Here is a 24,557-nt window from a genome sequence, read left to right as displayed (position 1 = left end):
ATACTCCCATGGGTGTATGCATGCTTCTTTTGCTCCAGCCCCATGCGGCTTATTGCCGGGCAGTGCTCGTTTCCGAGCCGCTGGTGTTCCCTCCGGCCGACTTGCGGCCGAAGACACGCTTGATGGTGCCAGTCAGACCCAGGCTTTGGGCACGTTTCGCCAAGGTCTTGAGGCGGATGCGGCACCAGGTGAGGAAGAACCTGACGTGCACCGGGCCATAGTAGAGTGGCGGGTGGCTGGTGTCGTGACCTAGCAGTTGAGCCAGATCTTCCAGGCAGGGGCTTCGGTCATGCAGGATCTTCACCGAGGCAAAACCTCCGAGCACGACCGGATAATTGGTCCGGAAATTGTACTCGTTTGGGAGCACGTAGAAGTTCACTTTGGAGTGAAACAACGTGTGGCGGAACGCAGGTTGATCCGCCTTGCGCTTCTTGGAGAACACCGTCTCGTAGCTTGTTTCCCAGTCAGCGAGGAACTTGGACACCAGAGGATTCTTGTTGAAGACCACGACCCCGGTGTTGAATGAGGGGAAGGTGCCCGGAAACTCTTCGAACTTGTACTCGTTCCGGTACACCTCATGGGCCACTGCCAGATCGAACCGCTCCAGCGACCAGAAGATATCCTCACAGGGCTGGCAGATGTAGGTGTCAGTGTCCAGATAGAGGGTCTGCTCGTAGGGGCTCTCCATCATGGCCCGGATCTTGGCCCGCCGTCCCATCTCTCCTGTTGCAGCCGGAAAGACATGATCAAACAATCCTTCCGGCACGGTCTGGTCGGTGAAGATCGAGAGCGAAAGGTCAGGCATCAACTTCGTCGCCTGCCGCGCTGAGATCAGCGCTTCTTGAAGGTGCTTCTCGCCTGTGGCCACATAGATGATACCCCGGTGCAGTGAACGGCGAGGCATGGATGTGGAAGGAGCGGGCATGGAGAAACGCACCATAAACGGGCGCTTTGCAAGAATAGCAATGCTACAGCGAAAACAAGTGCTAAGCGAGAATGTTCTTGATTTGTTGTCTCAATATCAAGGGTAAGAATTGAGGGGGATCGATTCACTCTTCATCGTGATATGATCGGTTTGTCCCTTTCTTATGCACTCGCTTGTTGAGGGAGGCACGACGGCCTCAAAACTGGCCCGACATCCGGGCACCTTCCGGTCGTGAAATTCGATGGCGAACCGGCGCACCTTTCCGATCCACGGAGCCGCTGCTGAGAAAATGGCTTTCTCGGCTCCTTCCACATCCACCTTGAGGATGTCGATGTGGGGCATCTCATGTTGTTGCATCAACTCCGGTACGGTCACCGTCTGCACCGTGCCGTCACCGGTCGATTCACTGCAGAAGAAGGACACGCTGGCATCGGTCGGGTTCGCGATGTTGACCCGGGTCGTGGTGGGCCAGAGGGCCGCGAGCGTGGGTTTGATCTTTGGATAGGCGCTGGCGTTGCGCTGGAGCAGGTCCCAGTTCTCCTCCGCTGGCTCGATCGCGATGATGGTGGCCTCGGGAAAGGCGATGGCATAGAAGATGGAGGTGAGGCCGATGTTGGCTCCTGCATCGACGATGTACCTGGGGGAGGAGGCGGCTGAAGGGGCCGCATATTCTCCAGAAATGAACACTTCATCCCAAACACCGACATCCACGGTGCCTCTTCGGACCGTGGCCGGATACCGTGCCCTGGGAGGTTTCACGCTCACGAGCCTGCCTTTCTGACCGAGGCGCAGTTTGAAATAAGCCCAAATCCCGTATGGGCCGCCGTAGGCAGCAAGGTAGCTCCTGAGATTCGCAAACTGCCTGTGGAAGGGGAGGGGCATCAGTGGGTAGAGACGTCGCGAAAGTGAGAGGGCGTGTTTTTGGCCACACGGCGGAGGCGGCTGCGGACACGTCCGCGAGCATCACGCATGGGACGAGGCCTTGCTACTGACAGTTTCCAGCTGAGTCAGCACAGCGTCCAGGACCACCTCAGGGTTGATTTTTCGAAGACACGCCCGGTCGTAAGGGCAGGCAGAGCACAGCCAGCAGGGGGAGCAGGGCATGTTCGTGTGCAACTGGATGGCTAGCGGGTAAGGATAGACTGGCGCTTCGTACCCGCCGACAACGATGACGGATGGGACCCCATAGGCATGGGCGACATGCATGCCGCTGGAAGGCGGGCCCACGAACACCGTGGCATGCGATATGGCTGCGAGGTAGGCTGACACAGACGTCGAGCCTGCGATGGAGACAAAGTGCGGATGCCGGGGTGGAGTGGTGAAAAAGGAGCTCTGCCCGAGCTCCACCACCGTCACATCCGGAGGGAGGGATTCCACCAGCTTTGTCCAATAGGCCAGGGGCCACTGCTTATTGGGCGTCCAGGCGCTCGCCACCGGCTGGATGACGATGATTCTGCCAGCTGTCGGATACTGGCCTCCCGGAGTACCGGTTGGGAAGCTGGGAAGAGGAATAGGGTACTTGTCGGGAACCAGTCCCAGGCGGGAGGCCATCTGTTCGTTGATGGACTGCTGGGTCTTGCCAACATAGCCGAGTCCTGTGGAACCTTTGGGGAGGTTTCCTGCGTCATAGGGAATGACCTGGATGGTGCTGGGAACCTGCTTGAGCACTTCCGCGAACCGGCTGTGGAAGGTGACCCTTGCAGAAGGCCTGCGGGCGGCAAAGCTCTGCAGGACCCCCCAGATCATCAGTTCATCTCCCAATCCACCCGCCACGGAGTATGTGCTGAGGTTGCTAGGAAGGAAGCGAGCTCGCAACCGCATGCAGGCCAGGACGGTGCGAGGCATCGCTCGCATGCAACGTACAAAGACCTGCCGCTGCAGCTTCGCTGCGACTCGACGCACTATCGTTGGAATTTTGCCGACCACTGATCCGGAGAGGGCATTTCTGATCCGGCGGGTGGACACCCGCCTACTAGGGATCAATCAGGATGTTCGACAGCCGGTTGGCCGGGAACTTCAACTTTAGTGCCTCCGCCTTGTCCTTGTGGGCGGCGAAGAGGTTCACGTGCTCACTGAAAAGGTAACGTTGGACGGCGCGGATGCGTACCAGAGCCAGAAGTTTCGTGCTTTCGACGCCGGGGCCGCCTTGGGTATGGAACTCCTGGGTCAGGTGGGGCATCCCTGGCTCCCTGGAGTCAATCCACGCCGGAATGTAAAGCTGGTACCCTGCGTCTTCCAGCCAATGGAGGGGGGAGAGGGTGTTGGTCGGCTTTTCCCGCCAGTTCTCAAGGATGATCCAGGGTTTGGCAGACTGGATGGTGGCAGAGGCGCCTTTCAACACGGCGAGCTCGTGGCCTTCCACGTCCATCTTGATCAATGAAGGAGGGGGGAGAGGAAGGCTGTCAGCGGTGGAGCAGGCCATCCTGGCTCCGCCACTGGATTCATCCACCATGCCCAGGCCGCTGTGGAGATTGTCCGCCAGTTTCATTCCCACCTGGCCGGATTTGTCTGACAAGGCTACCTCATGGCAAGTGATCACCTTCTGCAGGCCTGCTTGTTCCACGGCGCTGGCCAGATCCCAGTGCGACCGCGGGAAGGGCTCAAAGGCGTGAATTGAACCTGAAAACTCCGGATGGGCCGCGAGATGAAGGCTGAAGTAGCCCCAGTTGGCTCCAATATCCCAGAAGCTCGAGGTCTCGGAGGCAAAGGTGTCGATGAGCGTGCCGGTTTCCACCTCGTAGCCCGACCGGTACTTGGGCAGGTAGATCGCATGAAACTGGGTGTTGTGAGCGTCAAAGGCGATGGTTTTGCCCCCCTTGGGCAGCGCCAGTTCAAAGCGGCCTGTGGAGGGGAGGCGGAGCTGTTGCGAGAACCGGTAGGCCCGGCGGGCCAGTGCCGCGGCCAGATTCCCGCTGCGGGTGCGCCGGCCCCCGTGATAGGCAAAGGCATAGAGGCGCGCCTGCCACGGCAGGGACGCGATCTTGAACGGATTCCTGGGCACCACCGGGCGGCTGGGATACTCCTGCTGATCGCTCAAAGATGAATTCACGGAAACTACCACGATGATGAATGGCTGACGGATGAGGTGGCCTGGGCGGGCGACGCCGTTTGGTCCGCGGGGATCTCTACGATGCGAGGCGGCCACTCTGCATGAAAATCTTTGAGAAGTTCTGACACAATTGTTTCATAGTCCCGTCGCAGACCTGCCGGGAGGGCGAACAGGGAGGTCACCCGTTCCCAGAACAGGGCGCGGTCCTGCCGCCAGGTGTTCATCAACCGGCGTGGGAAGAGGTGGGCATTTCTGCGCAGGTGCATGCGCAGGAGGCCGGAGTACTCAACGGCGGCCCAGGATCTGGGGCCGAGCACGCGCTTGCGCCATCCAGGCACCTGCTTCCAGTGGTCGGGCACGCCGCTCTGGGGGTCATCCAGCACGCGCTCCAGGGCCTTGCGGAAGATCAGAGACTGCCCCAGATCGAATTTCCTCGATGCCTGGCCGGGCCGGATGCGCCAGGTGGCGACCCGGTCTGGAAGGGCAATGACATCTGAGGCGAGCGCGGCCCGCAGAGCCCACTCTGCATCACCCAGATAGGAAAGATCCGTGGGGTAGAGGCCGGACTTCTCCAGCAGCCGGCGGCGGATGAGCACGCCTGTGATGCTGCCGATTCCCAGGGGGAAGCCAGCCAGGAGCAGCGCGAAGGTCTCGCGGGAAACTCTGCCCGGGCGACCTTGCAGCGCCGCGCCCAGATACTTCCAGATGCGGGGTTGCGGACGGGGCAGGATTTGGTCGTTGATGTCAATTTCATCGACTTCCGTCATGACCATGTCCACGTCCGGATTGGCCAGCAGCGGGGCGGCCAGAATCTCCAGGCAGCGTGGATACATCGTGTCGTCCGCCGTTGCCACATAGACGAATTCTCCTCGAACCCGTCGCAAACATTCATTCCAGCCCGCGTAGAGCCCCTCCTTGGGAACCTGGTAGAGACGTACCCGCGCATCTGATGCCAGTTTGGAGAGATACTCCCAGGTGCCGTCGTCTGAATAGCTGTCGCAAACGATCAGTTCCCAGTCGCGCACCGTCTGGGAGAGGATGGAATCTGTCCGCTGTTGCAGGAACTCAATGGCGTTCAGCGTGGGCAGGCAGATGGATACAAGCGGGCGCTCAGAAGTCTTCAATGCTGGATTTGGCTGGAGGACGGGGCGTGTCAAAATACGTGTGGGCAGTTTTGCGGCTGAGAATGGAAGCAGGGAGTGAGCCGGGTTCGAGACTACGCATGCGGTGGACGCTCCAGCAACTGGAGTGTGGCGGCCAGCACCTCACGAGGATGTATTTCCTGAAGACATTTTCTACCGTAGGTGCAGGCATCCCGGAGCCAGCATGGGGCGCAGGGTTCCGCCCGGTAGAACTGCTTCGAAAGCGGGTAGGGATGAGGCACCTCGTATCCACCAATGATGATGGAGGACGGTACTCCATAGCCGTGGGCGAGATGCATTCCGGCCGAGACCGGGCCGACGAACACGTGGCTTGCCTGAATGGCGGCGGCGTACTGAGCGAGGGAAGTTCGCCCCAACAACTCCCGGTAGCCGGGATGGGAGGGCGGGGTGGTGAAGATGCTGCGGGCTCCCAGTTCTACGACGGTGCAGGAGGGGGGCAGCCCCTCCAGGAAGGTTCTCCAGTGGGCTTCTGGCCACTGTTTGTTGGGCGTCCAGTTGCTGGCCGTGGTTTGGATGGTGATGAGGGGGCCGGGTTGGCGGCATTCCGCAGGCACTTCGGACTCCGGACGCCGCGGCAGATCTATGCGAAACTCTGAGAGCGGCATTCCCAGGTACTGTGCCATCTGAACCATGACCGGGGCATCGTGCTTGGCAGCGTAGGTCAGACCCAGGGCGTTTTTCGGTGTGGTCCCCGGTGCCAGCCTTTGCACTGCAGAGAACCCCGCCATGCCTTCGAACAGATCTGGATGCCGGGTGTGAAAAATCAATCGCAGTTCAGGGTTCGCGCGGGACGCTGCCTGCGCCACTCCTGCTGCCATGACCTCATCGCCCAGGCCGCTGGGGATGGCGTACACCTCCAGCTCGCGCCGCTTCCAGGGGGCGCTGATGTTCGTCCGCCAGGTTCGCTGAAACGCGAGCTGCAGCATGGTTGCCCGCCGTTTCCAGACGGGACTGGCCAGATACTTCAGCATGGAGGGCTGGTTCGTCGCACACTTGTCATGATACTCGTGGGTCAGGCCTAGGCATTCACCGGCGTACCAGGGCGTCTGGCCTGTTCCGCAGCGGCGGAAAGGCGTACGTGATCCTTCTCATACAGAAGCCTGAGGGGGATGGCTTTGAGCACTTCTGACCAGGCCTTGCCGCCGCGCAAGTGAAGGAGGGCGGGGAGGTAACCTATTTCCGCAAGCAGGAGCGTAAGCCACCTGGCCTCGGCTTCAGAGCGGGTTTTCTTGAGCAGTTGGGCAAAGGGTAGCTTCATCTCCTGCCGGACATGTCGATGCAGCATGCGGGTGAGGCGCAGCCGGCTCAGGCGGGCCAGCCGGTTCCCTTTCAACCCATCATTGCGCTCCTTGCGGGGCGTCTGCTTCTTGCAGATGAAGCGGCTGAAGACGGAGTGCGGATCCGGTTCATACCAGCAGGATTCGCGGAAACTGATGGCCCGGCAGCCTTCTGCGATGGCACCGTTGTGCAGCTCGTACCTGATGGAGAGGTCCACCTTGCTGTTCAGATCCCAAAAGTAGCTCATGGTCCCCAGCGTGTAGCTGAAAAAGGCCTCGATCACGCGGTCATCAAAGGTGATCTCGCGCGGAGCGTCGCCCCAGATTTCGCGCATGGGCTGGCGGTCGGTTTCCGTGATGGTGCCATCTTCATGGATGTCCACCACGCTGTAGTTTCTCACTAGCACGGGCAGCTGGGTGGCTTGCTGCATGCTGGCGACATTGCGCTCAATCAGCTCCGGGCCAAACAGGTTGTCATCCTCCAGCACGCAGGCATAGCGGGATTCCGGGAAATACTTTTCCGGACCGAAGGCCTTGCTCAAGTTGCCCACCATGCCGAGGTTTTCCGGATTCGGGAGGTACTCGATGCGCGGGTCGGCCATGGACTCCACCACCTGACTGCCCTCCTGGCCGGCGGAGTCGTCGAACACTGCGGCCTTCCAGTGGGGATAAGTCTGGGCGAGCAGGCAGCGCAAGGCCCTGACCAGGAGTTCCGGGCGCTTGTAGGTGATGACGCGGACTTCGACGAGGGGACTGGCGCTAGAGGACATCGGAGGACAGGATGAGGCGAAGGTCAAACTGGGAGGTGTTGCGGTCAGGAAGGCCGGTCGGCAGCGAGTGCCAAGGCCGGTGGCCAGTCGCACGGGAATGTGGCCAGTAAATGGTTGGCATGCTCTTCCCAGGAGGAGGTCGGCATCGGGGGGAACGCAAACAACCGGAACAACTGGTGGAAAAACAACTGGGGATCCTTTCTCCCCACTCTCAAGCACTGGGCGAGGAACCGCCGGGGGGTGGCACGGGCCACAAACCGGAAGAGGGAAGAGAGCTCCTTGTAGCTCCATTCGCGCTTGAGCATCAACTGGTCACGCCAGCCCGGGACCGTCTTCCATGCTTCAGGGAGCCCGGCCTGGGTATCGTTCAGCAGATCTCTCATGCTGTCGCGGCAGAGTCGTGCATCGTCCATGCCCCAGTCCCGGCTGGCTTGGGCCTCATGGAGTCGCCAGGTGGCCAGCCGTCCGGGAATGAAGGCGACCAGCGGGCTGACCAGCAAGGTCCGCAGGGCCCACTCACAGTCCGCGTTCATTCCCATATCCGTGCGGAAGAGGCCAGTCCTGTCCAGGAGCGAGCGTCGGAAGGCAAACCCGGTCACGCTGCCCCAATTGTGATCGAAAGCGCAGGTGATGAGGAACAGCGCCCGCCCATCCACATCATGGCGTGCGTTCATCCACGGTTCGATGAACTTCTGAAAGGTGGTGCGGCGCACGGTCAGTTCCTGGCCCCGGCCGTCGATGGCCCGGTACCCGCAGTAGGCCACCGCGATGTTTTCGTTGCCGTCCATCGGTTCGGCCAGCCGCTCCAGCAGTTCTGGGGCGCAGGTGTCGTCCGCCGTGGCGATGTACACATACTTCCCGGTGGCCCGCTTCAGGCACTCGTTCCAGCCGGCATAGAGCCCCTCCTTGGGCACCCGGTGCAGGTGCACACGCGGATCGTTCGCCCATTGGGAAAGGTATTCCCAGGTGCCATCTGTGGAGTGGCTGTCGCATACGATCAGTTCCCAGTCTGTCAGGGTCTGCGACAGGATGGACTCCAACCGCTCCTCCAGGAATGCACGGGCATTCAGCGTGGGGAGGCAGATGGAAAACTTGGGCGCGGACAACTGGGGGGCGTTGGATGCCACGAACGATGGATGAGAGGGAAGGAGGGAGCGAACCTGCGTACGCAGGACAGCTCAGGACGCCTGCGTGTTCTTGGGATACAGGACGAAGTTCTCCCGACCCTGAGAGGAGAGGTGCTCCAGGTGCTCCAGGTTGTGGATGGCCGCCATGGTGGTCATGTCGCAGCAGAAATAGCCGGTCTCCGCAGCGAAATCGAGGAGCCAACCCAGCGGCGTGCCGTAGGCGTGAAGATTGAGAGGGTTCCACTCCAGCACCACCGTGGGGCGGCAGCTTGCGAGCAATTTCCTGGCACCTTCCAACACTTCCGTCTCGGCTCCTTCCACGTCGATCTTGATCAGCGAAACCGGCGGGGAGCCGATGGATTCCCAGATGGCGTCGAGCGGCGCGGTTTCCACCTGCACCTTGCGCTTCATGGAGACGCGTCCCGTGTCGCGCATGCCTTCGAAGGCGGCGTGCGATTCATCAGCCAGGACGAAGTCCACCGTGCCCGTGTTCCGGCTCACGGCCTTGCTCAGCGTCTGCCACCGGTCGGCATAGGGAGAATGGTCCCGCGTTTGTTTGAGATAGGGGTGGGAGTTGGGAGACGGTTCGATGGAAAGAACCTTCACGCCTGGCTTTTGGGCCAGGACCGGGGCCGACATCAGTCCCAGGTTGGCTCCTACATCCAGAAACCAGGTGCCCTCCCGCGCCGCCTTCACCAGATAGTGGCAGGTGTCTCTCTCAAACACACCCTCATGGCGCAGCCGGGTGTAGAGGACGCATCCCTTGGGGGCATAGACTTGGGTGCCGAAGTAGGGGAAGTAGCCGCGGGAATTGAACCGGAGGTGGCCAATCCGGTCGTTGATGCGTTTGGAAATATAGGACAGCATGACGGGGTCTCGGAAGATGGTGGCGGGAAGAGGTAGTGTTTAAGCTGAGGCGGTTGGCGGAGCAGAGTCAGGCGTCTGCCAGCGGGTCTTGAAGTCGAGCAGGGCAAAGCCACGGTGCTCAGCCGGGTAGGTGGGCACGCCCAGGGCGGAGGTCTCAAGGACGGTCATTTCCATGAGGTCTGTAAGATTGACGTTGGTAAGGCCGGAGTGAAAGTACAGGCCCAGATTGTAGGTGCCGGGAACCAGGTTGGCGGTGGCAATATCAAACACCAGATCGGTGCGACCTGCCGCGAGTCTCATGGGAGCGAGCCCTGTTTCCCGCCCATCTAATATGGCGACCCGTGTGCCCTTGGCGTCATAGATGAGGATGCAGGCGTCCGTCATCCGTGTGGCGACGGAGGTCTCCAGGCTCACGGTGATTTCCGCGCGGGAACGGCTCGCCACCTGACCCGGTGAGACCTTGAGCGCGTCCAGAGTGATCTCTGCCGAGAGGCGTTTGGGGAAGTGGCTGTTACCCCGTTGAGCATTGCTCAGGTAAAGATTGATCTCCGTCTGCACATCCCGCGTGGCGGAGACCAGGGTGCCTTCCTGCATGCGGATGACAGAATTGCAGAGGGACTGCACGGCGCTGAGGTTGTGGCTCACAAAGATGACCGTCCGCCCGCTGGTGGCGGCCACATCCTTCATCTTGCCGATGCAGCGCTGCTGGAACTCTGCGTCACCCACGGCCAGAACCTCGTCCACAATCAAGATATCGGGATCGAGGTGGGCGGCGACGGCGAAGGCAAGCCGCACATACATGCCGGAGCTGTAGCGTTTCACCGGGGTGTCCACGTAGCGTTCACATCCGCTGAACTCGACGATTTCATCGAGCCGGCGCACGATCTCTGGCTTGCGCATGCCCAGAATGGCGCCGTTGAGGAAGATGTTCTCCCTTCCGGTGAGTTCCGGGTGAAAGCCCGTTCCGACCTCAAGCAGGGCTGCAATCCGCCCGCGCACCTTGATCTCTCCGCCAGTGGGGCTGGTCACCCGGGAGAGCAGCTTCAGCAGCGTGCTCTTGCCGGCGCCGTTCTTTCCAATAACTCCCAGCACCTCCCCGCGCCGCACGTCGAAGCTCGTGTCACGCAGGGCCCACACGTAGTCGCTGCTGGCCTTGGCGGTGCGGTCGTTGACGGCACCCAGCCGGGTGTAAGGATCCTCCTTGCCCCGGAACCGGTGCCACCAGCGGTTCAGGTCGTGGGCCAGCACGCCGGTGCTGACCTCCCCCAGACGGTAGAGTTTGGAGAGATTGCGGACGGAGATGACAGTGTCGCTCGGCATGGGGTAGAAAGGATTCTCAAACGGTGTCCACGAACGTCTTTTCCACCCGGTTGAAGATGATGATGCCCACCAGAAGGGTGGCAAGGGTGAACCCGGCGCTGTAAGTGAGGGAGCCCCAGTCGAAGGCCCCGACCCCCAGGTAAACCGCGCGATAGGCCTCGATGACCGGGGTCATGGGATTGAGCTCCATCCAGGAGCGGTAGCGCTCCGGAACGGATGAGAGAGGGTACACCACCGGCGTCGCATACATGGCGAGCTGGATGCCGAAGGTCACGAGGAAGGAAAGGTCGCGATACTTGGTGGTGAGGGCGGAGACGATGATGCCCACCCCAAGGCCCAGAGCAGCCATCATGACAATGAGCAGCGGACTCATCAAAGCAATGCCCGTCCAGTGTGGAGTGATGGGTTCGCCTTTCGCCAGGTACCAGATCAATGTGCCCAGCAGGAGCGCGAACTGGATGGCGAACTGGATGAGGGTGGAGATGACGATGGAGATGGGCGTGACCAGTCGAGGGAAGTACACCTTTCCGAACAGGTTCGCGTTGGTAACAAACGTGGTGGACGTCTTGGTCACGCAGGTGGCGAAGTAGTTCCACGGGGCGGTGCCGGCGAGGTAGAAGAGCAGGGGCGGCAGGCCGTCTGTGGAGAGCTTGGCCACCCCGCTGAAGATGATGGTGAACGTCAGCGTCGTGAGCAGGGGCTGAATCAGAAACCAGAGCGGGCCCAGAATGGTCTGTTTGTATTGCGCCACGAAGTCGCGCCGGACGAACATCCAGAGCAGGTCGCGATAACGCCAGAGATCTTCGAGGTGCAGTTCCAGCCAGCCGGACTTCGGCCGGATGATGAGATCCCAAGTCTCGTCGTCGCCGGTTTCCAGCGGGGCGATGTCAGCCGCAGAGGCCTGGGTTGGAGAGGGCGGGTTTTCCATGATGACTGAAATAGCTCGGGGGCAGGGGAATCAGAATCAGGGCTGCGTACTGGTTTGCTTGGGAGCCCGATTCAGAGTGCTAAGGGGTGGGAGGCCCGCCGCTCTTGCCAGTTTGCGGAGGGCGAAGATCATGACGAGGAGGAGCGACTGGCCTGTGATGCCAGCCAGGCCTCTCCCGAGCCGGACATTGTCCCGGCCCTCTGTGTGGTCGCCGGCCCAGAAGCAGTGGTAGGCAAGTTTGTAGTGCAGGTTGCCCAGGTAGAGTCGCACCTGTTGCTGGTTCGCAGGTGTCATCGCGGGCGCGTAGTGCTGCCAGGCATAGGTGACATCATGCACACAGCGTCTGCCGGTTTCCTGAGACCAGAGGGAGCGGTGGCTTCCGTCTTCATGTTTGGTCCATGAAGGGGCGGCCACGATGCCGGTTTTGATTGCAGGGTCCATCAGCAGTCGGGCCATGAGCAGCCAGTCGTCTGCCATCATGGCCTTCTCATACCAGCCGGTTCCCAGCTTTTCTCTACGGAAGAGCATGGCGCTGTTGGAGAGGGGGGCCATCCTGCCCAGATAGAAACGACAGGCCTGATCGTGGGTCATGAGCCACGACTTCTCCGTCTGGTGGGCAAACAACTTCCGTCGAGACGGGCTGGTGGCGAGGCAGTCTGCGCGGTCGCGAATGCCGGAAATGCGGAAGTTCATCCAGATGGTGTCCGCATGGTGATGCTCGATCGCCTCGACGGCCCGTTCCAGAAAATCCGGATCCCACTCATCGTCGTGGTCCAGAGAGATGACATAGCGGCCTGTGCACAGGGTCAGACCCCGGTTTCGAGCGGCTCCCGGGCCCTGGCAGTTCTGGGGTGTGTAGCTGGTGACCGCGTACTGCGCCACCAAAGGCCTGAGGTCCTCGTTGCCTGAGTCATCCACCACATGCAGCTCGAAGTCCCGGTACGACTGGTTGGCCACGCTTTGGAGCGCTCTGGCCAGAGTCGCCGCTTTCCGATAAGCGGGAATGACAATCGAGACTGTAGGGGCAGCGGCTGGCACAATCAGATTTCGTCACGCTGCCGCCATTGGTCGCAGAGAGTTGCGGCCATGCTTGGAATTGGGTGGAGAGCAGTCCTCAGAGGGCTCCTGTCGCAATGATTTGAACTGATCTGGATCAAAGAAACCGGGCGAGCAGCTTGCTCCCCAGCACTTTATCCAGACGTTGATGGAGTTGCTGCGCCGAACGCAGCCGCCGCCGAATTTCCGCCTGGTCGGCGGGGGACACCTCTTCGTTTGCCGGTGTCGCTGACGCTTTCTGGGTGGAGCTTTGCAGCGTCTTTTCGATCTGGGTGCCTGCCGTCTGCAGCTTCTTCCGGACTCCCGGCATCAGCCCTTCCTTCAAGATCACCGCAAAATCCGTCTCCGCCTCGTAGTAGTCCTTGCGGTCTCCCGCCACCCAGATTTGGCGGACTGCCTGCCAGGAGGCGAGTTGCCGAAGCACGGTGCTGGCGCTGGCCTTGCTGACCCTGAGCGTCGCGGCAATCTCGTCCAGCGACATCGGGCTCGTCGCGAGGTATAGCATGGCATAGGCTCTGCCGATCATCCGGCCCAATCCGAAGGCATGGGAGGTGTTTCCTCCTGCTTCAATGAAACGATGTCGTTCTGCCGCCCATGAAAGGCCCTGGTGGGTCGAGGAGTTGGAGAACATTGTTCAGAAAATTTTGAACGTTCCCAACGAATTGCAACTGACATTTGTTCCCATTGCTTCGTTATTTGCCGGATTACTCATGGCGCAGCCGCGTGAGGGCCCGGGTCTTGGTCACCCCAATTGCCCATCTTAAGAAGGGGAGCAGCCCCAGATGCCGGCGGATGAGGTGGCCGTGATCGCGGTTAAACGCCGGGTCTCCGTGAGCGCTCAGGCCGCCCTGCTCGAAGTCCGCCACCACAGTCTCAATGTAGTGCTTGGCGATGCGGGAATCGCCGTAGCAGCGCATGTTGAACTCCCAGTCTGCACATGCCGGGTAGGAAAGGGAGAATCGTCCCACCAGCTGGAAGATGTCCCGCCCATAAAAGGCGGCTTGGTGACAGATGTTCCGGTGGCAGAGCCGCCAGGCGTCGAAAGGGCCGTCATAGACCTGTGCTCCCCGCATGACATTCCCGTACACCAGACTGGAGTCGCTCGCGGGCAGTTGGTCTCGCACGGCGGCGAGGGCCTGGGGGCGCAGGGCGTCGCCAGCACCGATGAAATAGATGTACCTGCCTGCGGCCAGGTTGAGAGCCTCGTTCATCGCATCATAGATGCCGCGGTCCGGTTTTCCCACGTAGTGCAGGCGGCCTTCCCGGTGCAAAGGGCTGCGCTTTACCAGCAGTTCTGTGGATGGGGAAGCTCCGCCATCCATCACCAGGACCTCCAAATCGTCAAAATCCTGACTGGCAATGGAGTCGAGCGTCTTCCCCAGCTTGCCATCGGCGTGCAGGACGGGGAGAATGACGGAGAAAAGCAGTGGCATTGAGCAGGGCGTGCATCCTTCTCACTTTCAGTAGGTAAGTGCACGCAAAAACCTTAAAACCTGTCACGCAAATGCTCGTCAATTTGCGTGTCATTGTCGACAAGGATTCTCCATCTTGTTGCAGACAAAGGCACCCTCTGGCATATCGTCCGTTGGAAATTCTGGACATCCCATGAGCTCTGACCACTCAACCGAATCAAGCGGCACTCTCCCAGGGGTGTCGATTGTGATACCGGTTTACAATTATGAGAGGTTTGTAGGGCAGGCGATCCGCACCGCTCTGGCTCAGGCGTATGCCGGGGAGCTGGAAGTCTTGGTCGTGGATGATGGCTCCACCGACGGCACGCCTGGGATCGTTGCGGCCTTTGCTCCCAAGATCACCTGCCATCGGAAGAACAATGCCGGGTTGTCTGCGGCCAGAAACACCGGGATGGAACTCGCCCGACACGAGTGGGTGTTGTTCCTAGATGCCGATGACGAACTGGAGCCGCAGGCGGTCGCGGAATTGGTGCAGGCACAGCTCAACAGCGATCGCAAGGCAGTGGTGGTGGGCTCGCTGGGGCGCATGATTGATGCCAATGGCGACTGGCTGTCACCCGCCTCCACACAGGTGGGCGGGAAGGTGGGCAGCTTCACGGCTCATGACTTTGTATTGAGAAACCGCTTTGCGCCGATTGTCCTGGCGAATCGGAAGGTGTTGCTCTCGCTTGGAGGGTTTGATCCGGCGCTGAAGGCTTCTGAGGATCGCGACATGTGGATTCGTGCCGCCACGGCCGGTCCCGTGTTGATGTTGAAAAGCGTGCTTCATCGCAAGCGTGACCATGGGACGAACATGTCCCGTCACGCCGTCCGCCAGACGGATTCCATTCTACAGGTGCTGGCCAAGGCTGCGGCCAATCCTGCAGTGGCTCTCACGAGTAACCTGCGCCGGGAGGCGGAAGCTATTTGCCTTTATCAGTCTGCCCGCATGCATCTGGCAGCGGGAGATCGGGCCGCGGCCATGAGGCAGTGTTTCCGCTCGGTCGGCCGACGCTTTTGGGTCCAGCACGCCGCCGCCTGCGGTTATCCCCGGGGGTTCCGGTTCCGCTTTCTTGCCCTCGGCCTTCTCTCGCTTTTTCGGGGATCGACAAATCCTCCTGGCCAGCCGGCTGCTATGGCTGGATCAACTTTGGAAAAACGTCCTGCCGACTACACCACCACTTCATGAAAGACCTTGTACAGAATCGCCGGCGAATGACCCTGGGCCAGAAACTCAATCTGGCAGGCCTTGCCGTGCGCGAGAACGGACTCACCTGGACCCTGCTTCTGGGGGTTTACGGAGCCGCCAGCGCGGTGGCCAACAAGGCGTTTGGGGGCATGCAGGTCCTGCGGGAAAAGCGTGGCATTCCTGGAATGAACAGCCGGGCGATGAACCGTGCGATCTGGGAAAGCTGGAACTGGGACGGTGGTGGTGACGAGTGGACTCCTAATGAAGAGTGGAAGGCCAGCCTCATGAAGCACATCCTCATTCCTGCGGTGCCAGCGGGTGCCGTGGTGGTAGAGATTGGGCCCGGTGCCGGACGGTGGACAGGGGAGTTGCTCAAGCATTGCTCCTCGTACCAAGGGCTCGATATCTCCGCTACCTGTGTGGAGGTCTGTCAGGAGAAGTTTGGCAAAGATCCAAAGTTTCGCATCGGGCTCACCGATGGAAACTCTCTTCCCGGAGTCGCGGACCAGTCCGTGGATCTGGTCTGGTCCTTTGACGTCTTCGTTCACATCAATGATACTGATGTGGAGGCGTACCTGAGGGAGATTGCCCGGGTGCTCAAGCCGGGTGGGAGGACCGTCTTGCACCACGGCTCCGCCGGCGGGGCGCACGGCGGATGGCGCAGTAACCTGACCACCGCGAAGATGAACGAACTTGCTGCCAAACATGGTCTGGTGGTGAAAAGCCAGATCGATGGCTGGCAGGACGGGGGCACCTTCCATGCCGCTGGCCTCTACGAGGACATCATCACCACTCTGGAGAAGCCCGGGCATGGCTGATCGACTGCGGATCCTCCAGGTGGTAGACAGTCTTGAGCCGGGGGGCATGGAAAATGTCCTCGCTCAGATGGTCTCCCGCATGGATCCGGGAAAGTTTGAGTTTGAGGTCTGCTGCCTGACGAGGGGCGGGCCATTCGAAGCGCGCCTGCCATCAGGCATGCCGGTACATGTGCTTGGCAAGTCGCCGGGATTCTCCTGGGGCACGGTCACGGCTCTGCGGCAACTGGTGAGAGCGCGGGGCTATGACGTCGTGCACACCCGCCACCTGGGTGGGCTCATTTATACCACGCTTGCCTGTCCCCGTCGTGGTGCGCCGCATCTCGTGCACTCCGAGCACACCATCTGGGACGGAGCCGAGCTTTCGTCGAAACGCCGCTGGCAGCGTCGCTTCCTCTATCCGCGAGCATCGGCGGTCTTTTCCGTCTCGCAGCAGCAGATGGATCAAATGATTGCCATTGGGCCGGGGCATCGGCGGCTGTCCCGTATTTTAAATGGCGTGGACTGCGTCCGTTTTGCTCCTGCGCCTGATAAAGAAGCGGTGCGTCGTCGTCTTGGCCTTGCCCCAGCGGGGAGATGGCTGGGGATTGTGGCGAGGTTTGGTGCCCAGAAGCGGCACATGGATCTCCTGGAGGCCTTTGACGCGATGGCGGCGGAGCACCCGGAAGTCCACCTGCTGATGGTGGGCGATGGGGGGCCAGAGAAGGGGCGGGTGTTGCAGCGGATGGAGCAGAGTCCCTTCAGAGACCGCGTGGTTTGGGCCGGATTCCAGCAGGATCCGGCGCCCTGGTATCAGGCGCTGGATGTGCTGGTGGTGTCCTCTTCCAACGAAGGATTGCCGAATGCGGTGCTGGAGGCCATGGCCACCGGGCTTCCTGTAGTGGCCAATGACGTCTGCGGGGTGCGTGAGATCGTCCGCACGCCGGATCATGGGTGGGTGGGTAACTACGGCACCATTCCCGCGCTGGCTCAGGGGTTGACGGTTGCGGCGACGGCTTCACCCCAGGAGCTTCTAGAGCTTGGAGGGAACTCCCGGAAGCATGTGGAACAATTTTTCTCGCTCGATGCCATGGTAAATGCTTATGATGCGCTCTATTCGTCGCTTTCTGGGGCAGGGGAATGACATTTCACCTGACAAGCTTTATTTTCGCTCGACAGAATGCCTATCTGCCGGACATCAGGTGACACGCGCCTGATTTTTTTCGGGTTCCAGCATTACCTTTCTCTCCCCTCATGACCAACCGATCTCACAGCAAGGACATCTGGCTTGCAGTGAGGACACACTTCTTGCTGGACGGGCTCATCCTGATGTTGGGTGTGGCCTTGGGGTCGGTGCTGCGGTTCAATGACCCACTGCCCGAGCGGCTTACGGATTACCTGCCAGCAATTTTGGCGGCGGGGTTTGCCCTTCCGTGCATGATCTACGGGGCAGGGCTGTACTCCAATCGTATTCACATCCGGCACCGTTATCGGCTGGTCGTGCTGGCTCTTTGTTATGGTGGGTCGCTGATCCTCATGCTCTCGCTGGGGTCGCTCATTCTGAATGCCCGTCTGGGGCGCGGTGTGTTGTTGATCTCGATGCCGCTCACCTATCTGATGCTGGTGCTGCATCACGGGCTGCTGATCCGACGCAGTCTGGGCGTGCGTGACCGGGTGGTGATGCTTGTCTCCAGTGATGCGGACATGCTGGTCTGGCAGCGGCTCAAGAAAGTGGGCGCTCCGTTCTATCAGCTCACTGGCCTGGTGGACACCCGGCAGGAGTTCACCGAGGGCGGCGCCTCCGTTGATCCGGGGCATTCCGTCCTGGAAGATTTGCCCGAACTGGTGACGAACCTGCGCATTGACAGTGTGTTGTGCACCAAATCCCAGCTCCGGGATCCCCGGCTGGCAAACGTGCTTCGCAATGTTTCCTTTTCTGGAGTGCGTCTGGTGACCCTGGCCGACATCATGGAGGACGCCTACCGGCTGGTGCCACTTTCTCTGGTGGACCTGGAGTGGCTGCTCCACGCCAGCACCCTGCCGCACCGCTCCTATGTGCGGAAGTGGAAGCGCCTCTTCGATGTAGTGATCTCTCTGGTGGTAGGCCTGCTGTCCTTCCCCATCTTGTTGGCAGGCATGATTTGGGTGCGCCTTGCTTCGCCAGGCGGTCCGGTCTTTTTTAGACAGATCCGCAGCGGTCGTCTGGGCAAAACTTTCCAGGTGCTGAAGCTGCGCACCATGCGCGTGGATGCGGAAGCTAATGGCCCGCAGTGGGCGAAGAAGAACGACAACCGCACTTTTCCTGGCGGCGGATTGCTTCGGAAGTTCCGGGTGGATGAGATCCCGCAGTTGTTGAACATCCTCCGCGGGGAGATGAGCTTCGTGGGGCCGCGTCCTGAGCGCCCGGAATTTGAAGATCAGCTCGCTCTGGAGATTCCTTACTTCCGTGAACGACTCTTGGTGGCTCCTGGCCTCACGGGCTGGGCGCAGGTCAACTATCCCTATGGGGCCACGGTGGATGATGCCCGCCGGAAGCTGGAGTATGACCTCTACTACATGAAGCACATGACGATCACGTTGGATCTCTTCATCCTGCTGGATACCGCCCGCATTGTGATCGGTGGCGGTGTCAATCAGCGCTCAGAACTGGAATCGGTCGTGCGGGATCTTGCTGGTGTGGCCTCCAGAGTGGATGCAACGGCCAACACCCTTGGTTGATCTGGATGTTAATCGCCGCCGACTGTCTGCCTGTGGAACGCTCCCCTGAATCCCTACGTCATCATTTTGAGGTCGAACGCGAACTGGCCAACCGGCTGAGGGCGAGCACCCGGGAAGAGCGGCCTGTCTTGGTGCCTCGTCTGTATGCGGAACTCTACAAGCGGGTGCCGGATCATCCTCGAACAGATCGTGCCAAAAGTCCCGAGGCTGCCGCAGCGGCGGTTCGCAGCCAGCTGCGCCTGCTGAGTTCCTTCATGGGACCCAAGTGCCAGTTTGTTGAATTCGGTGCCGGAAGCGGAGAGCTTTCACGTGCAGTCCGCGGAAAGGCGGGGCGTGTGGTGGCCGTGGAGGTCTGTGAGCAAGGGGATCGTCAGCCTGCCAGTGAAGAGGGGGTGGAATGGGTTTACCACGACGGATTGTCCATCCCATTGCCTGATCGCACCTTCGACCTGGCATTCAGCTATCAGGTCCTGGAGCATGTTCACCCCGATGACGTGCCCGTGCATCTGGCCGAGGCTGCCAGAATCCTCAAGCCGGGGGGGACTTACGTGCTCAGTACTCCGCACGAGTTCTCCGGGCCGCATGATATCTCCCGGTACTTCACCTCCGGGTTGGAGACCTTTCACCTCAAGGAATGGACCTACGCCGGCCTCAGCGCAGAATTGCGCAAGGCGGGTTTTGACTGGGTGGGGGCTTTTGTGCGGGGTCAGCACGAGGAGAAACGGGGCCTTTGGCTCTGGCTGATCATCGAGACCACGCTGCGCTTTCTTCCTCAAAAGCTCCGGACGGTTGCAGCCCGCAAGATCCTCAATAATGTGGTGGTGAGTGCGACGCGTGGGGCGGAGCGCTGAGCGTGGAACCCTGTCCATGGATTTCGTAACCGTCGTCCTCGTCCTGCTGGTTTACTACATCCGTCCTCAGGACTGGGTGGCTGGACTCATCGGCGTCGGCATCGTCACCCCGATCATGGCGGTGGCGATTTTTGCCATGGTCTCCCGGGCCAAGGAGGAGGGAAGGAAGCTGCAGCTTTTCCTCACCCCTTTGGATTGGTGGGTGCTGGCGCTCTACATCTTCATCGGCGTCACGCACCCCTATCCGTATGGGGCTTTTAAGGACTCGCTTCCGCTGTTCGCCTTCTATTTTGTGACGGTACAGGCTCTGCGTTCCGTGGAGCGGTTGCGCAAGTACCTGATCTACTGGCTGATTGCGCTCACCGTGCTGGCCATGTTTGGCCTGCTCAGCAAGGTGGGGATTGATCCCACTGGAGCCCAAGCGCTTACCGCCTCAAACAAGGGCCGTCTGGCGCTGGGGACGTGGATGCACAACAACCCCAACTCGTTGGCGCACTCCGTCGTGGTCATTGTCCCGCTGGCGTATTTCCTGTTTTTCTGGAAGGGCGGGGTCATGAAGAAGACGGTGGCGATCATCCTCTGGGTCATCGCCTATGAGTGCGTGTACCTGACGGAATCGAAAGGCGCTGTGCTCGCAGGTTTCGCCACCCTCGTGCTGGCCTGGGTCTTCGGGAAGTCCAAGATCGTTCAAGTGCTGGCCATCACAGCTGCACTCGCGGGGGGCGGTGCCGCCATCAGCGTCATGCCGCGTATGAGTGAAATGGGGAACCTTCGTGCGGACGAAGGGGTGCAAGGCCGCTTGCTGGCCTGGGAGCAGGCGCGAACCGCCAGTCGCAACCATTTCACGGGTCAGGGGTGGAAGACATTTCGTGCCACGATCCAATGGCAGAAGATGTGGCTGAACAAGGCGACTCACAGCGGCTACGTGCAGGTGGGGGCGGAACTGGGACCCATGGGACTCGCTTTGTACGTGGGCCTCTTCTGGCTTGGACTTCGCTCCCTCGTTTTGTGCAAGACCAAGAACCAGATGGAAGAGTCGTGTCGACGATGTCTTTTTGCCCTGCTCGTCGGTTTTGCCATCTCGAACTGGATGATTGACCGTGCTTATCACACGGAGTTGTTCCTGTTCTTTGCCGGAATCTCGGCGTTTCACCGGATCATGCTCTTTGACAAGGCCAAGGAGAGCGCGGCTGGCCTTAAGGCCGGGGGCGCGGGGTTGCCCGAACCTCTTTCAAACATTGTGCCGTGGCCTCCTCAGCCGATGCCCGTGCTGGCCATGGCTGGCAATGCTCCAGGCGGATCGGACTATTCAGGATCCATGGCCATGAGTGGCTCAGGGGCAGTTGTTGATTCCGATTCTGATTCTGATCCGAATGAGGGCGGCACCCGTGGTCGGGTTGCTGGGATCTGGCAGATCTCTGAAGAGGTACTGAAGACTCTGCCAAGGTGGCTGGTAAGGCCAACCTTGGCCGATATTGGACTGGCGGCCCTCGGGGCCTGGTTGGTCTTCTTTCTCTGGGACTACATCCTCAAGAACCTTTAGCCACGGCCGATTGCGAAGCCTGGTGCATGAGCGGCTCGCACAACGTCTTGAACTTCTGGGAGGCGGCCTGCCAGGAAAAGTTCTCTTCCACCAACCGACGTCCTGCCAAGCCTAGTTTCCGGGCCTTTTCAGGTTCTCGAAGCAGGGACAGGGTGGCGTCCGTAAAAGCAGGCAGGGTGTCGGCAATCAGGGCGTGCTCGTCATGCTTCACCGGCAATCCTTCGACTCCCACGGAAGTGGACACCACCGCCAGTCCAGCGGCGAGGGCCTCGAACACCTTGATGCGCGTGCCGCCTCCCACCTGTAGAGGGAGGATCATGACGGAGGCCTGGGCAAGATAGGGGCGCACATCGGGCACCGTGCCGGTGACGACGATGCTGGGATCTTGTGCAGCGAGTTCTTTCAGGTCAGCAGGTGGGTTTCTCCCGATAATGAGAAACTTGGCGTCTGAAAACGCCTCGCGAATCGCTGGAAAACACTCTTTAAGAAAGCTGCGGACGGCCTGGCGGTTGGCCTCCCAATCCATCGAACCTAGAAACGCCACGGTGTGCGGTTCGGGATTTGCAGAGGGACTGAAGTAAACCGCGTCCACACCGGTGGGCACGTCGCCCAGTACATTGGGCATGCCGCATTCCACTTTGAAGTAGTGGGTTTCTTCAGGAGAGACGGTGACCTGGCCGGCGACTGCGGATGCGCAGTCGGACTCCATGGCCGCAGTGAGCTGTGCTTCCCGCTGGAAGATCCAGCGTTTGAGTGGGTTCTTGACCGAAGTGGCATGTCGACGCCAGATCAACGATTCGACGTTGTGTTGAAATGCCACCACCGGGGCCTGGGGAGGTGAGGGCAGATGTTTGAGGTGCACCCACGAAACCAGATAATCTGAGACGACCAGGTCAAACGAAGTGCCGCCAGCGTGCTGGTGTATCCAATTGGAGATGCCGGGGGACACATAGCGTTGAGCCATGTAGGGCAGTTGCCCCCACAGGCTATTCCTGAGAGCGCCCCAGACGAACTCCAGACTGCCCCGGCGGGAGAAGCGATGGGGGAAGGCGATCAGGTGATCGCAGTACTCGCCCGCCTTCTCGGCGGCATCCGGGGTGTCGTCGGGCGTGGTCGGACAAAGATAGGTGATCTCAAAATCCTGCTTCAGGATCCGCAGCATGTGATAGGTGCGGAGGCGGTCTCCGCCGATCAGCGGGTGCAGCAGGCGACAATTGATCCACAGCAGTTTCGGTCGTGCGGGACCGGAAGTGGTTGGCGGGGCGAGGAAGGTCTTCTGGATGGGGCCCATCGGCGGGTGATATTGCGGGTCCGCGATCAGCGGCTGACGTTGCCGAATTCGGCAAAGAGGGCGCGGTGTTGTGAGGTGCGGCTCGGCTCGGCCTCGTGACGCAGGGTTGCCCAATCACCCTTTGAGTGGAGGGCGTAGTCGATGCGCAACCAGGGGCGGAACAGGGCCAGAGGATTGTTGGTTTGCCCGGGAAAGGTGTAGCCATAGCCCTGGCCAGCCTCGTTATGGCCGTCCACGAGATGTTCACATAGGGTGCGATGAAACGGCCCGAAGGGGGGATTGTTCATGTCCCCAACGAGGATGACGGGAATCGTCTCCTTGCCAATCTGGTCGGAAACCTGGCGGATCTGGCGGAGGGTGACCTCCCAGTACGCTTCGCGGTTGTGACGCTTCTGGGCCAGGGGAGTGCCGGGGATCCCGAGCACTCCAGAAAGAAAGCCCCCGTTGCGTTCAGACTGGAGCATACCCCGGTGAGTGGGGAAGTGCATGTTGTACACGGCAACCCGGGTGCCCGCCCAATCAAGCTCAAACCGCGCCCCCAGCTCGGTGCGCTGAATCTGGCCCTGCTTGTTGGGCTGGTGCTCGAACACTATTGGCTGTGTGCTGAGGATCGGGAACTTGCTGAGCAGCAGAAACTCGCCCGAGCTGGAGCCGTGGGAAAACTCTTTGTAGCCATCTGCCTCCAGGTAGGATTGGGCTCGACCGCCGGAATCCTGCAGGGCGAGCAAGTCCGGCTGATTCTGATTCTTGAAAGGCTGCAGGCTGGTGCCCTGGCTTTGACCACGGTTGTAGGTCATAACCTTCAGCGTGCGGGCGCCTTGAGGCGAAGGGCTCCCGAAAGAGAACTCGTAGCCCAACACCGGCCCCAGGAAGCAAAGGGTGGCCAGAAGCAGGGGCGCCCCTGACCGGAGGAAGTCAAACAGCAGAGCTGGAACAAGCATGGCCAGCCCCGGAGCGCACCAGAGCCAGGCGGGAAGAAATAGCAAAAATGCGGGGGTGGGGTTGTGTTGTCCCACCCAGTGGATCGCCAGCGCTGCCACGAACAGCCAACCCAGGCTCATCCAGGAAAAAAAGCGGATGACACCGCGGATCAGGCTGAGAAGCCATCGGCACCCCTGCATGGGAGTGACCGTTGCGTTTTCGACGGAGGGGGCGTCAGAGCCAGACATCGGGCACCAAGCTTAGAGAGCCGCGTCGGGTGCCTATTGGCGGGAGGGCGCAGGAGTGTCCACAGGATCGCGCAAAGTGGGCATCTCCGTAGGCGACAGATTTCTGGGCCGGGTTTCCATCTCGACCGGGGTTGGTTCAGGGCTGGCCGGGGCACCGGTGTGGTGCTTGTAGATCGAGGCCACCACCATGGTCAGCGTGATCAACACCGCGAGGGCAACCAGCGTTTCAAGCAGGGTAAAGCCGTTCTGGCGCAGCCGGGGCGAGGCGGAAAGGCTGGCGGTTGAGGAGACAGAGAGGACGAGCATAGAGTCAGGGCGGGCAGAGCTTCAAACCCAGCCGTCGTAGAAGGCGGGAGCTTTGAAGCGCTTCAGGCATTTGAAAACTAGAGGCCGCGGCTCACGCCAGATCCGCGTGGCGGCACGCTGGAATTGGTTCCGCCGCCGAAGTAGGGGTACTTGTAGTCCCTTCGAGAGACACACCCGCTCAGCACACAGGCGATCAGAAGAAGGAGGGCGATCCGTGGCTTGGTAATATTGCTCATGGCTGCGGGCGGATATAAACAGCGTCCCATTACCGCTGGCTTGGCAAAAACCAAGAAGAGAAAATGAGAAAATGCAGTTTGGGTATCCAACTGGGTAATGCAGGTGGCTTGGAAGCTGCTGGCGAACTTGGAGCGGTCCTTGCCTCGAATTGACGTTTTGTTAGCGAAACTAAGGCTTGTCAGGCGTCGAAATCTGCTTTTTATCAATGGGTTGTCGATTATTACTTGAAGTAAACCCTGTATGCGAGAAGCCGCCCTGAATTTTCTTCAGCTTAAGGTGCAGAACCTGATCGATCCCATCTATTGGGCGATCGTATTTGCCTGGCTGGGGCTGGTGGTCACCAGCCTTGCCAGCATTTGGGGGCGGGCTCAGAACAACGTCTTGAAACTGTTTTGGTCCGCCATCATTTTGTTTCTTCCATTAGTGGGCCTTTACATTTATTTGTTCTATTGCTTATTTGCCGCCGACTACTCGGCCTTTGAACGGTTTGGGTTTTTCAGGAGGAAGCTTCAGGACTGACTGCGTT

At 60.3% G+C, this 24,557-nt stretch carries 25 protein-coding genes; 7 read left to right on the top strand and 18 right to left on the bottom strand.

From position 1 onward, the window contains the following. Positions 1–49: 49 nt before the first annotated feature. The 14 genes from BV034_RS26650 to BV034_RS26585 all read right to left on the bottom strand — a co-directional run bounded on the left by BV034_RS26650 (position 50) and on the right by BV034_RS26585 (position 13,915). Positions 50–904 (bottom strand): hypothetical protein, encoded by an 855-nt coding sequence (locus BV034_RS26650; RefSeq protein WP_265593509.1) that lies wholly within the window; start codon positions 902–904, stop codon positions 50–52. Between the two features lie 117 nt (positions 905–1,021). Continuing rightward, a complete protein-coding gene (locus BV034_RS26645; RefSeq protein WP_265593508.1) occupies positions 1,022–1,684 on the bottom strand; it encodes an FkbM family methyltransferase in 663 nt (220 codons plus the stop codon). A gap of 204 nt (positions 1,685–1,888) precedes the next feature. Then, on the bottom strand, positions 1,889–2,770 hold the full coding sequence (locus BV034_RS26640; RefSeq protein ID WP_050029999.1) for a glycosyltransferase family 9 protein: 882 nt from the start codon (positions 2,768–2,770) through the stop codon (positions 1,889–1,891). 127 nt (positions 2,771–2,897) lie between these two features. Then, a complete protein-coding gene (locus BV034_RS26635; RefSeq protein ID WP_265593507.1) occupies positions 2,898–3,974 on the bottom strand; it encodes an FkbM family methyltransferase in 1,077 nt (358 codons plus the stop codon). A 5-nt stretch (positions 3,975–3,979) separates the two neighbouring features. Next, positions 3,980–5,098 (bottom strand): glycosyltransferase, encoded by a 1,119-nt coding sequence (locus BV034_RS26630; protein ID WP_050029997.1) that lies wholly within the window; start codon positions 5,096–5,098, stop codon positions 3,980–3,982. A 92-nt stretch (positions 5,099–5,190) separates the two neighbouring features. Then, positions 5,191–6,108, bottom strand: a complete 918-nt coding sequence (locus BV034_RS26625; RefSeq protein ID WP_050029996.1) for a glycosyltransferase family 9 protein — start codon at positions 6,106–6,108, stop codon at positions 5,191–5,193. A 47-nt stretch (positions 6,109–6,155) separates the two neighbouring features. After that, on the bottom strand, positions 6,156–7,184 hold the full coding sequence (locus BV034_RS26620) for a glycosyltransferase (RefSeq protein WP_050029995.1): 1,029 nt from the start codon (positions 7,182–7,184) through the stop codon (positions 6,156–6,158). 44 nt (positions 7,185–7,228) lie between these two features. Then, positions 7,229–8,311, bottom strand: a complete 1,083-nt coding sequence (locus tag BV034_RS26615; RefSeq protein WP_050029994.1) for a glycosyltransferase — start codon at positions 8,309–8,311, stop codon at positions 7,229–7,231. Between the two features lie 51 nt (positions 8,312–8,362). Beyond that, positions 8,363–9,178: an FkbM family methyltransferase gene (locus BV034_RS26610; RefSeq protein ID WP_050029993.1), complete on the bottom strand. Its 816-nt coding sequence runs from the start codon at positions 9,176–9,178 to the stop codon at positions 8,363–8,365. A 39-nt stretch (positions 9,179–9,217) separates the two neighbouring features. Then, entirely contained in the window at positions 9,218–10,498 is a 1,281-nt protein-coding gene (locus tag BV034_RS26605) for an ABC transporter ATP-binding protein (protein WP_050029992.1), read from the bottom strand. Between the two features lie 16 nt (positions 10,499–10,514). Next, positions 10,515–11,426 (bottom strand): ABC transporter permease, encoded by a 912-nt coding sequence (locus BV034_RS26600; RefSeq protein ID WP_081888135.1) that lies wholly within the window; start codon positions 11,424–11,426, stop codon positions 10,515–10,517. Positions 11,427–11,462: 36 nt separating this feature from the next. Further along, complete coding sequence (locus BV034_RS26595; RefSeq protein WP_265593506.1) at positions 11,463–12,464, bottom strand: glycosyltransferase; 1,002 nt, start codon at positions 12,462–12,464, stop codon at positions 11,463–11,465. A 115-nt stretch (positions 12,465–12,579) separates the two neighbouring features. Beyond that, complete coding sequence (locus tag BV034_RS26590; protein WP_050029990.1) at positions 12,580–13,113, bottom strand: hypothetical protein; 534 nt, start codon at positions 13,111–13,113, stop codon at positions 12,580–12,582. Between the two features lie 73 nt (positions 13,114–13,186). Continuing rightward, positions 13,187–13,915, bottom strand: a complete 729-nt coding sequence (locus BV034_RS26585; protein WP_050029989.1) for a glycosyltransferase family 2 protein — start codon at positions 13,913–13,915, stop codon at positions 13,187–13,189. 172 nt (positions 13,916–14,087) lie between these two features. On the opposite strand from BV034_RS26585, the gene BV034_RS26580 reads away from it, so the two are divergent. The 6 genes from BV034_RS26580 to BV034_RS26555 all read left to right on the top strand — a co-directional run bounded on the left by BV034_RS26580 (position 14,088) and on the right by BV034_RS26555 (position 21,028). Beyond that, positions 14,088–15,122, top strand: coding sequence for a glycosyltransferase family A protein (locus BV034_RS26580; protein ID WP_081888133.1), 1,035 nt, complete (start codon positions 14,088–14,090; stop codon positions 15,120–15,122). Then, positions 15,119–15,940, top strand: coding sequence for a class I SAM-dependent methyltransferase (locus tag BV034_RS26575; protein ID WP_081888132.1), 822 nt, complete (start codon positions 15,119–15,121; stop codon positions 15,938–15,940). Before BV034_RS26580 ends, BV034_RS26575 begins: the two co-directional genes overlap by 4 nt. Beyond that, complete coding sequence (locus tag BV034_RS26570; protein WP_050029986.1) at positions 15,933–17,060, top strand: glycosyltransferase; 1,128 nt, start codon at positions 15,933–15,935, stop codon at positions 17,058–17,060. Before BV034_RS26575 ends, BV034_RS26570 begins: the two co-directional genes overlap by 8 nt. 110 nt (positions 17,061–17,170) lie before the next feature. Beyond that, positions 17,171–18,634, top strand: coding sequence for a sugar transferase (locus BV034_RS26565; protein ID WP_050029985.1), 1,464 nt, complete (start codon positions 17,171–17,173; stop codon positions 18,632–18,634). A 5-nt stretch (positions 18,635–18,639) separates the two neighbouring features. Then, the gene (locus tag BV034_RS26560; RefSeq protein WP_050029984.1) at positions 18,640–19,485 is read left to right on the top strand and encodes a class I SAM-dependent methyltransferase; all 846 of its coding nucleotides are present in this window, start codon (positions 18,640–18,642) and stop codon (positions 19,483–19,485) included. Between the two features lie 16 nt (positions 19,486–19,501). Continuing rightward, positions 19,502–21,028 carry an O-antigen ligase family protein gene (locus BV034_RS26555; protein ID WP_265593505.1) on the top strand — a complete coding sequence of 509 codons (1,527 nt, stop codon included), beginning with the start codon at positions 19,502–19,504 and terminating at the stop codon, positions 21,026–21,028. Here the strand turns inward: BV034_RS26555 and BV034_RS26550 are convergent. The 4 genes from BV034_RS26550 to BV034_RS36485 all read right to left on the bottom strand — a co-directional run bounded on the left by BV034_RS26550 (position 21,015) and on the right by BV034_RS36485 (position 24,030). Then, positions 21,015–22,319: a glycosyltransferase family 4 protein gene (locus BV034_RS26550; protein ID WP_050029982.1), complete on the bottom strand. Its 1,305-nt coding sequence runs from the start codon at positions 22,317–22,319 to the stop codon at positions 21,015–21,017. The genes BV034_RS26555 and BV034_RS26550 overlap by 14 nt on opposite strands. Before the next feature lie 26 nt (positions 22,320–22,345). Beyond that, positions 22,346–23,488 (bottom strand): endonuclease/exonuclease/phosphatase family protein, encoded by a 1,143-nt coding sequence (locus BV034_RS26545; RefSeq protein ID WP_081888130.1) that lies wholly within the window; start codon positions 23,486–23,488, stop codon positions 22,346–22,348. 33 nt (positions 23,489–23,521) lie between these two features. Continuing rightward, complete coding sequence (locus tag BV034_RS26540; protein WP_050029980.1) at positions 23,522–23,794, bottom strand: type II secretion system protein; 273 nt, start codon at positions 23,792–23,794, stop codon at positions 23,522–23,524. Between the two features lie 77 nt (positions 23,795–23,871). Then, a complete protein-coding gene (locus BV034_RS36485) occupies positions 23,872–24,030 on the bottom strand; it encodes a hypothetical protein (RefSeq protein ID WP_265593504.1) in 159 nt (52 codons plus the stop codon). Positions 24,031–24,271: 241 nt separating this feature from the next. On the opposite strand from BV034_RS36485, the gene BV034_RS26535 reads away from it, so the two are divergent. After that, positions 24,272–24,550: a hypothetical protein gene (locus BV034_RS26535; RefSeq protein ID WP_050029979.1), complete on the top strand. Its 279-nt coding sequence runs from the start codon at positions 24,272–24,274 to the stop codon at positions 24,548–24,550. The last annotated feature ends 7 nt before the right edge of the window (positions 24,551–24,557 follow it).

The sequence above is a fragment of the Verrucomicrobium sp. BvORR034 genome (assembly GCF_000739635.1).
In the GTDB taxonomy this organism is placed as follows: domain Bacteria; phylum Verrucomicrobiota; class Verrucomicrobiia; order Verrucomicrobiales; family Verrucomicrobiaceae; genus Verrucomicrobium.
The sequence above is the reverse complement of the archived record's forward strand: the minus strand, read 5'-3'. Positions and strand labels throughout refer to the sequence as shown.

Bases quoted from the DNA above. Each gene is read 5' to 3' on its own strand.
- BV034_RS26535 (WP_050029979.1), top strand. From the start codon at position 24,272: ATGCGAGAAGCCGCCCTGAATTTTCTTCAGCTTAAGGTGCAGAACCTG.
- BV034_RS36485 (WP_265593504.1), bottom strand. From the start codon at position 24,030: ATGAGCAATATTACCAAGCCACGGATCGCCCTCCTTCTTCTGATCGCC.
- BV034_RS26540 (WP_050029980.1), bottom strand. From the start codon at position 23,794: ATGCTCGTCCTCTCTGTCTCCTCAACCGCCAGCCTTTCCGCCTCGCCC.
- BV034_RS26620 (WP_050029995.1), bottom strand. From the start codon at position 7,184: ATGTCCTCTAGCGCCAGTCCCCTCGTCGAAGTCCGCGTCATCACCTAC.
- BV034_RS26555 (WP_265593505.1), top strand. From the start codon at position 19,502: ATGGATTTCGTAACCGTCGTCCTCGTCCTGCTGGTTTACTACATCCGT.
- BV034_RS26640 (WP_050029999.1), bottom strand. From the start codon at position 2,770: ATGCCTCGCACCGTCCTGGCCTGCATGCGGTTGCGAGCTCGCTTCCTT.
- BV034_RS26585 (WP_050029989.1), bottom strand. From the start codon at position 13,915: ATGCCACTGCTTTTCTCCGTCATTCTCCCCGTCCTGCACGCCGATGGC.
- BV034_RS26605 (WP_050029992.1), bottom strand. From the start codon at position 10,498: ATGCCGAGCGACACTGTCATCTCCGTCCGCAATCTCTCCAAACTCTAC.
- BV034_RS26580 (WP_081888133.1), top strand. From the start codon at position 14,088: ATGAGCTCTGACCACTCAACCGAATCAAGCGGCACTCTCCCAGGGGTG.
- BV034_RS26650 (WP_265593509.1), bottom strand. From the start codon at position 904: ATGCCTCGCCGTTCACTGCACCGGGGTATCATCTATGTGGCCACAGGC.
- BV034_RS26590 (WP_050029990.1), bottom strand. From the start codon at position 13,113: ATGTTCTCCAACTCCTCGACCCACCAGGGCCTTTCATGGGCGGCAGAA.
- BV034_RS26570 (WP_050029986.1), top strand. From the start codon at position 15,933: ATGGCTGATCGACTGCGGATCCTCCAGGTGGTAGACAGTCTTGAGCCG.
- BV034_RS26550 (WP_050029982.1), bottom strand. From the start codon at position 22,319: ATGGGCCCCATCCAGAAGACCTTCCTCGCCCCGCCAACCACTTCCGGT.
- BV034_RS26625 (WP_050029996.1), bottom strand. From the start codon at position 6,108: ATGCTGAAGTATCTGGCCAGTCCCGTCTGGAAACGGCGGGCAACCATG.
- BV034_RS26565 (WP_050029985.1), top strand. From the start codon at position 17,171: ATGACCAACCGATCTCACAGCAAGGACATCTGGCTTGCAGTGAGGACA.
- BV034_RS26600 (WP_081888135.1), bottom strand. From the start codon at position 11,426: ATGGAAAACCCGCCCTCTCCAACCCAGGCCTCTGCGGCTGACATCGCC.
- BV034_RS26575 (WP_081888132.1), top strand. From the start codon at position 15,119: ATGAAAGACCTTGTACAGAATCGCCGGCGAATGACCCTGGGCCAGAAA.
- BV034_RS26610 (WP_050029993.1), bottom strand. From the start codon at position 9,178: ATGCTGTCCTATATTTCCAAACGCATCAACGACCGGATTGGCCACCTC.
- BV034_RS26560 (WP_050029984.1), top strand. From the start codon at position 18,640: ATGTTAATCGCCGCCGACTGTCTGCCTGTGGAACGCTCCCCTGAATCC.
- BV034_RS26545 (WP_081888130.1), bottom strand. From the start codon at position 23,488: ATGTCTGGCTCTGACGCCCCCTCCGTCGAAAACGCAACGGTCACTCCC.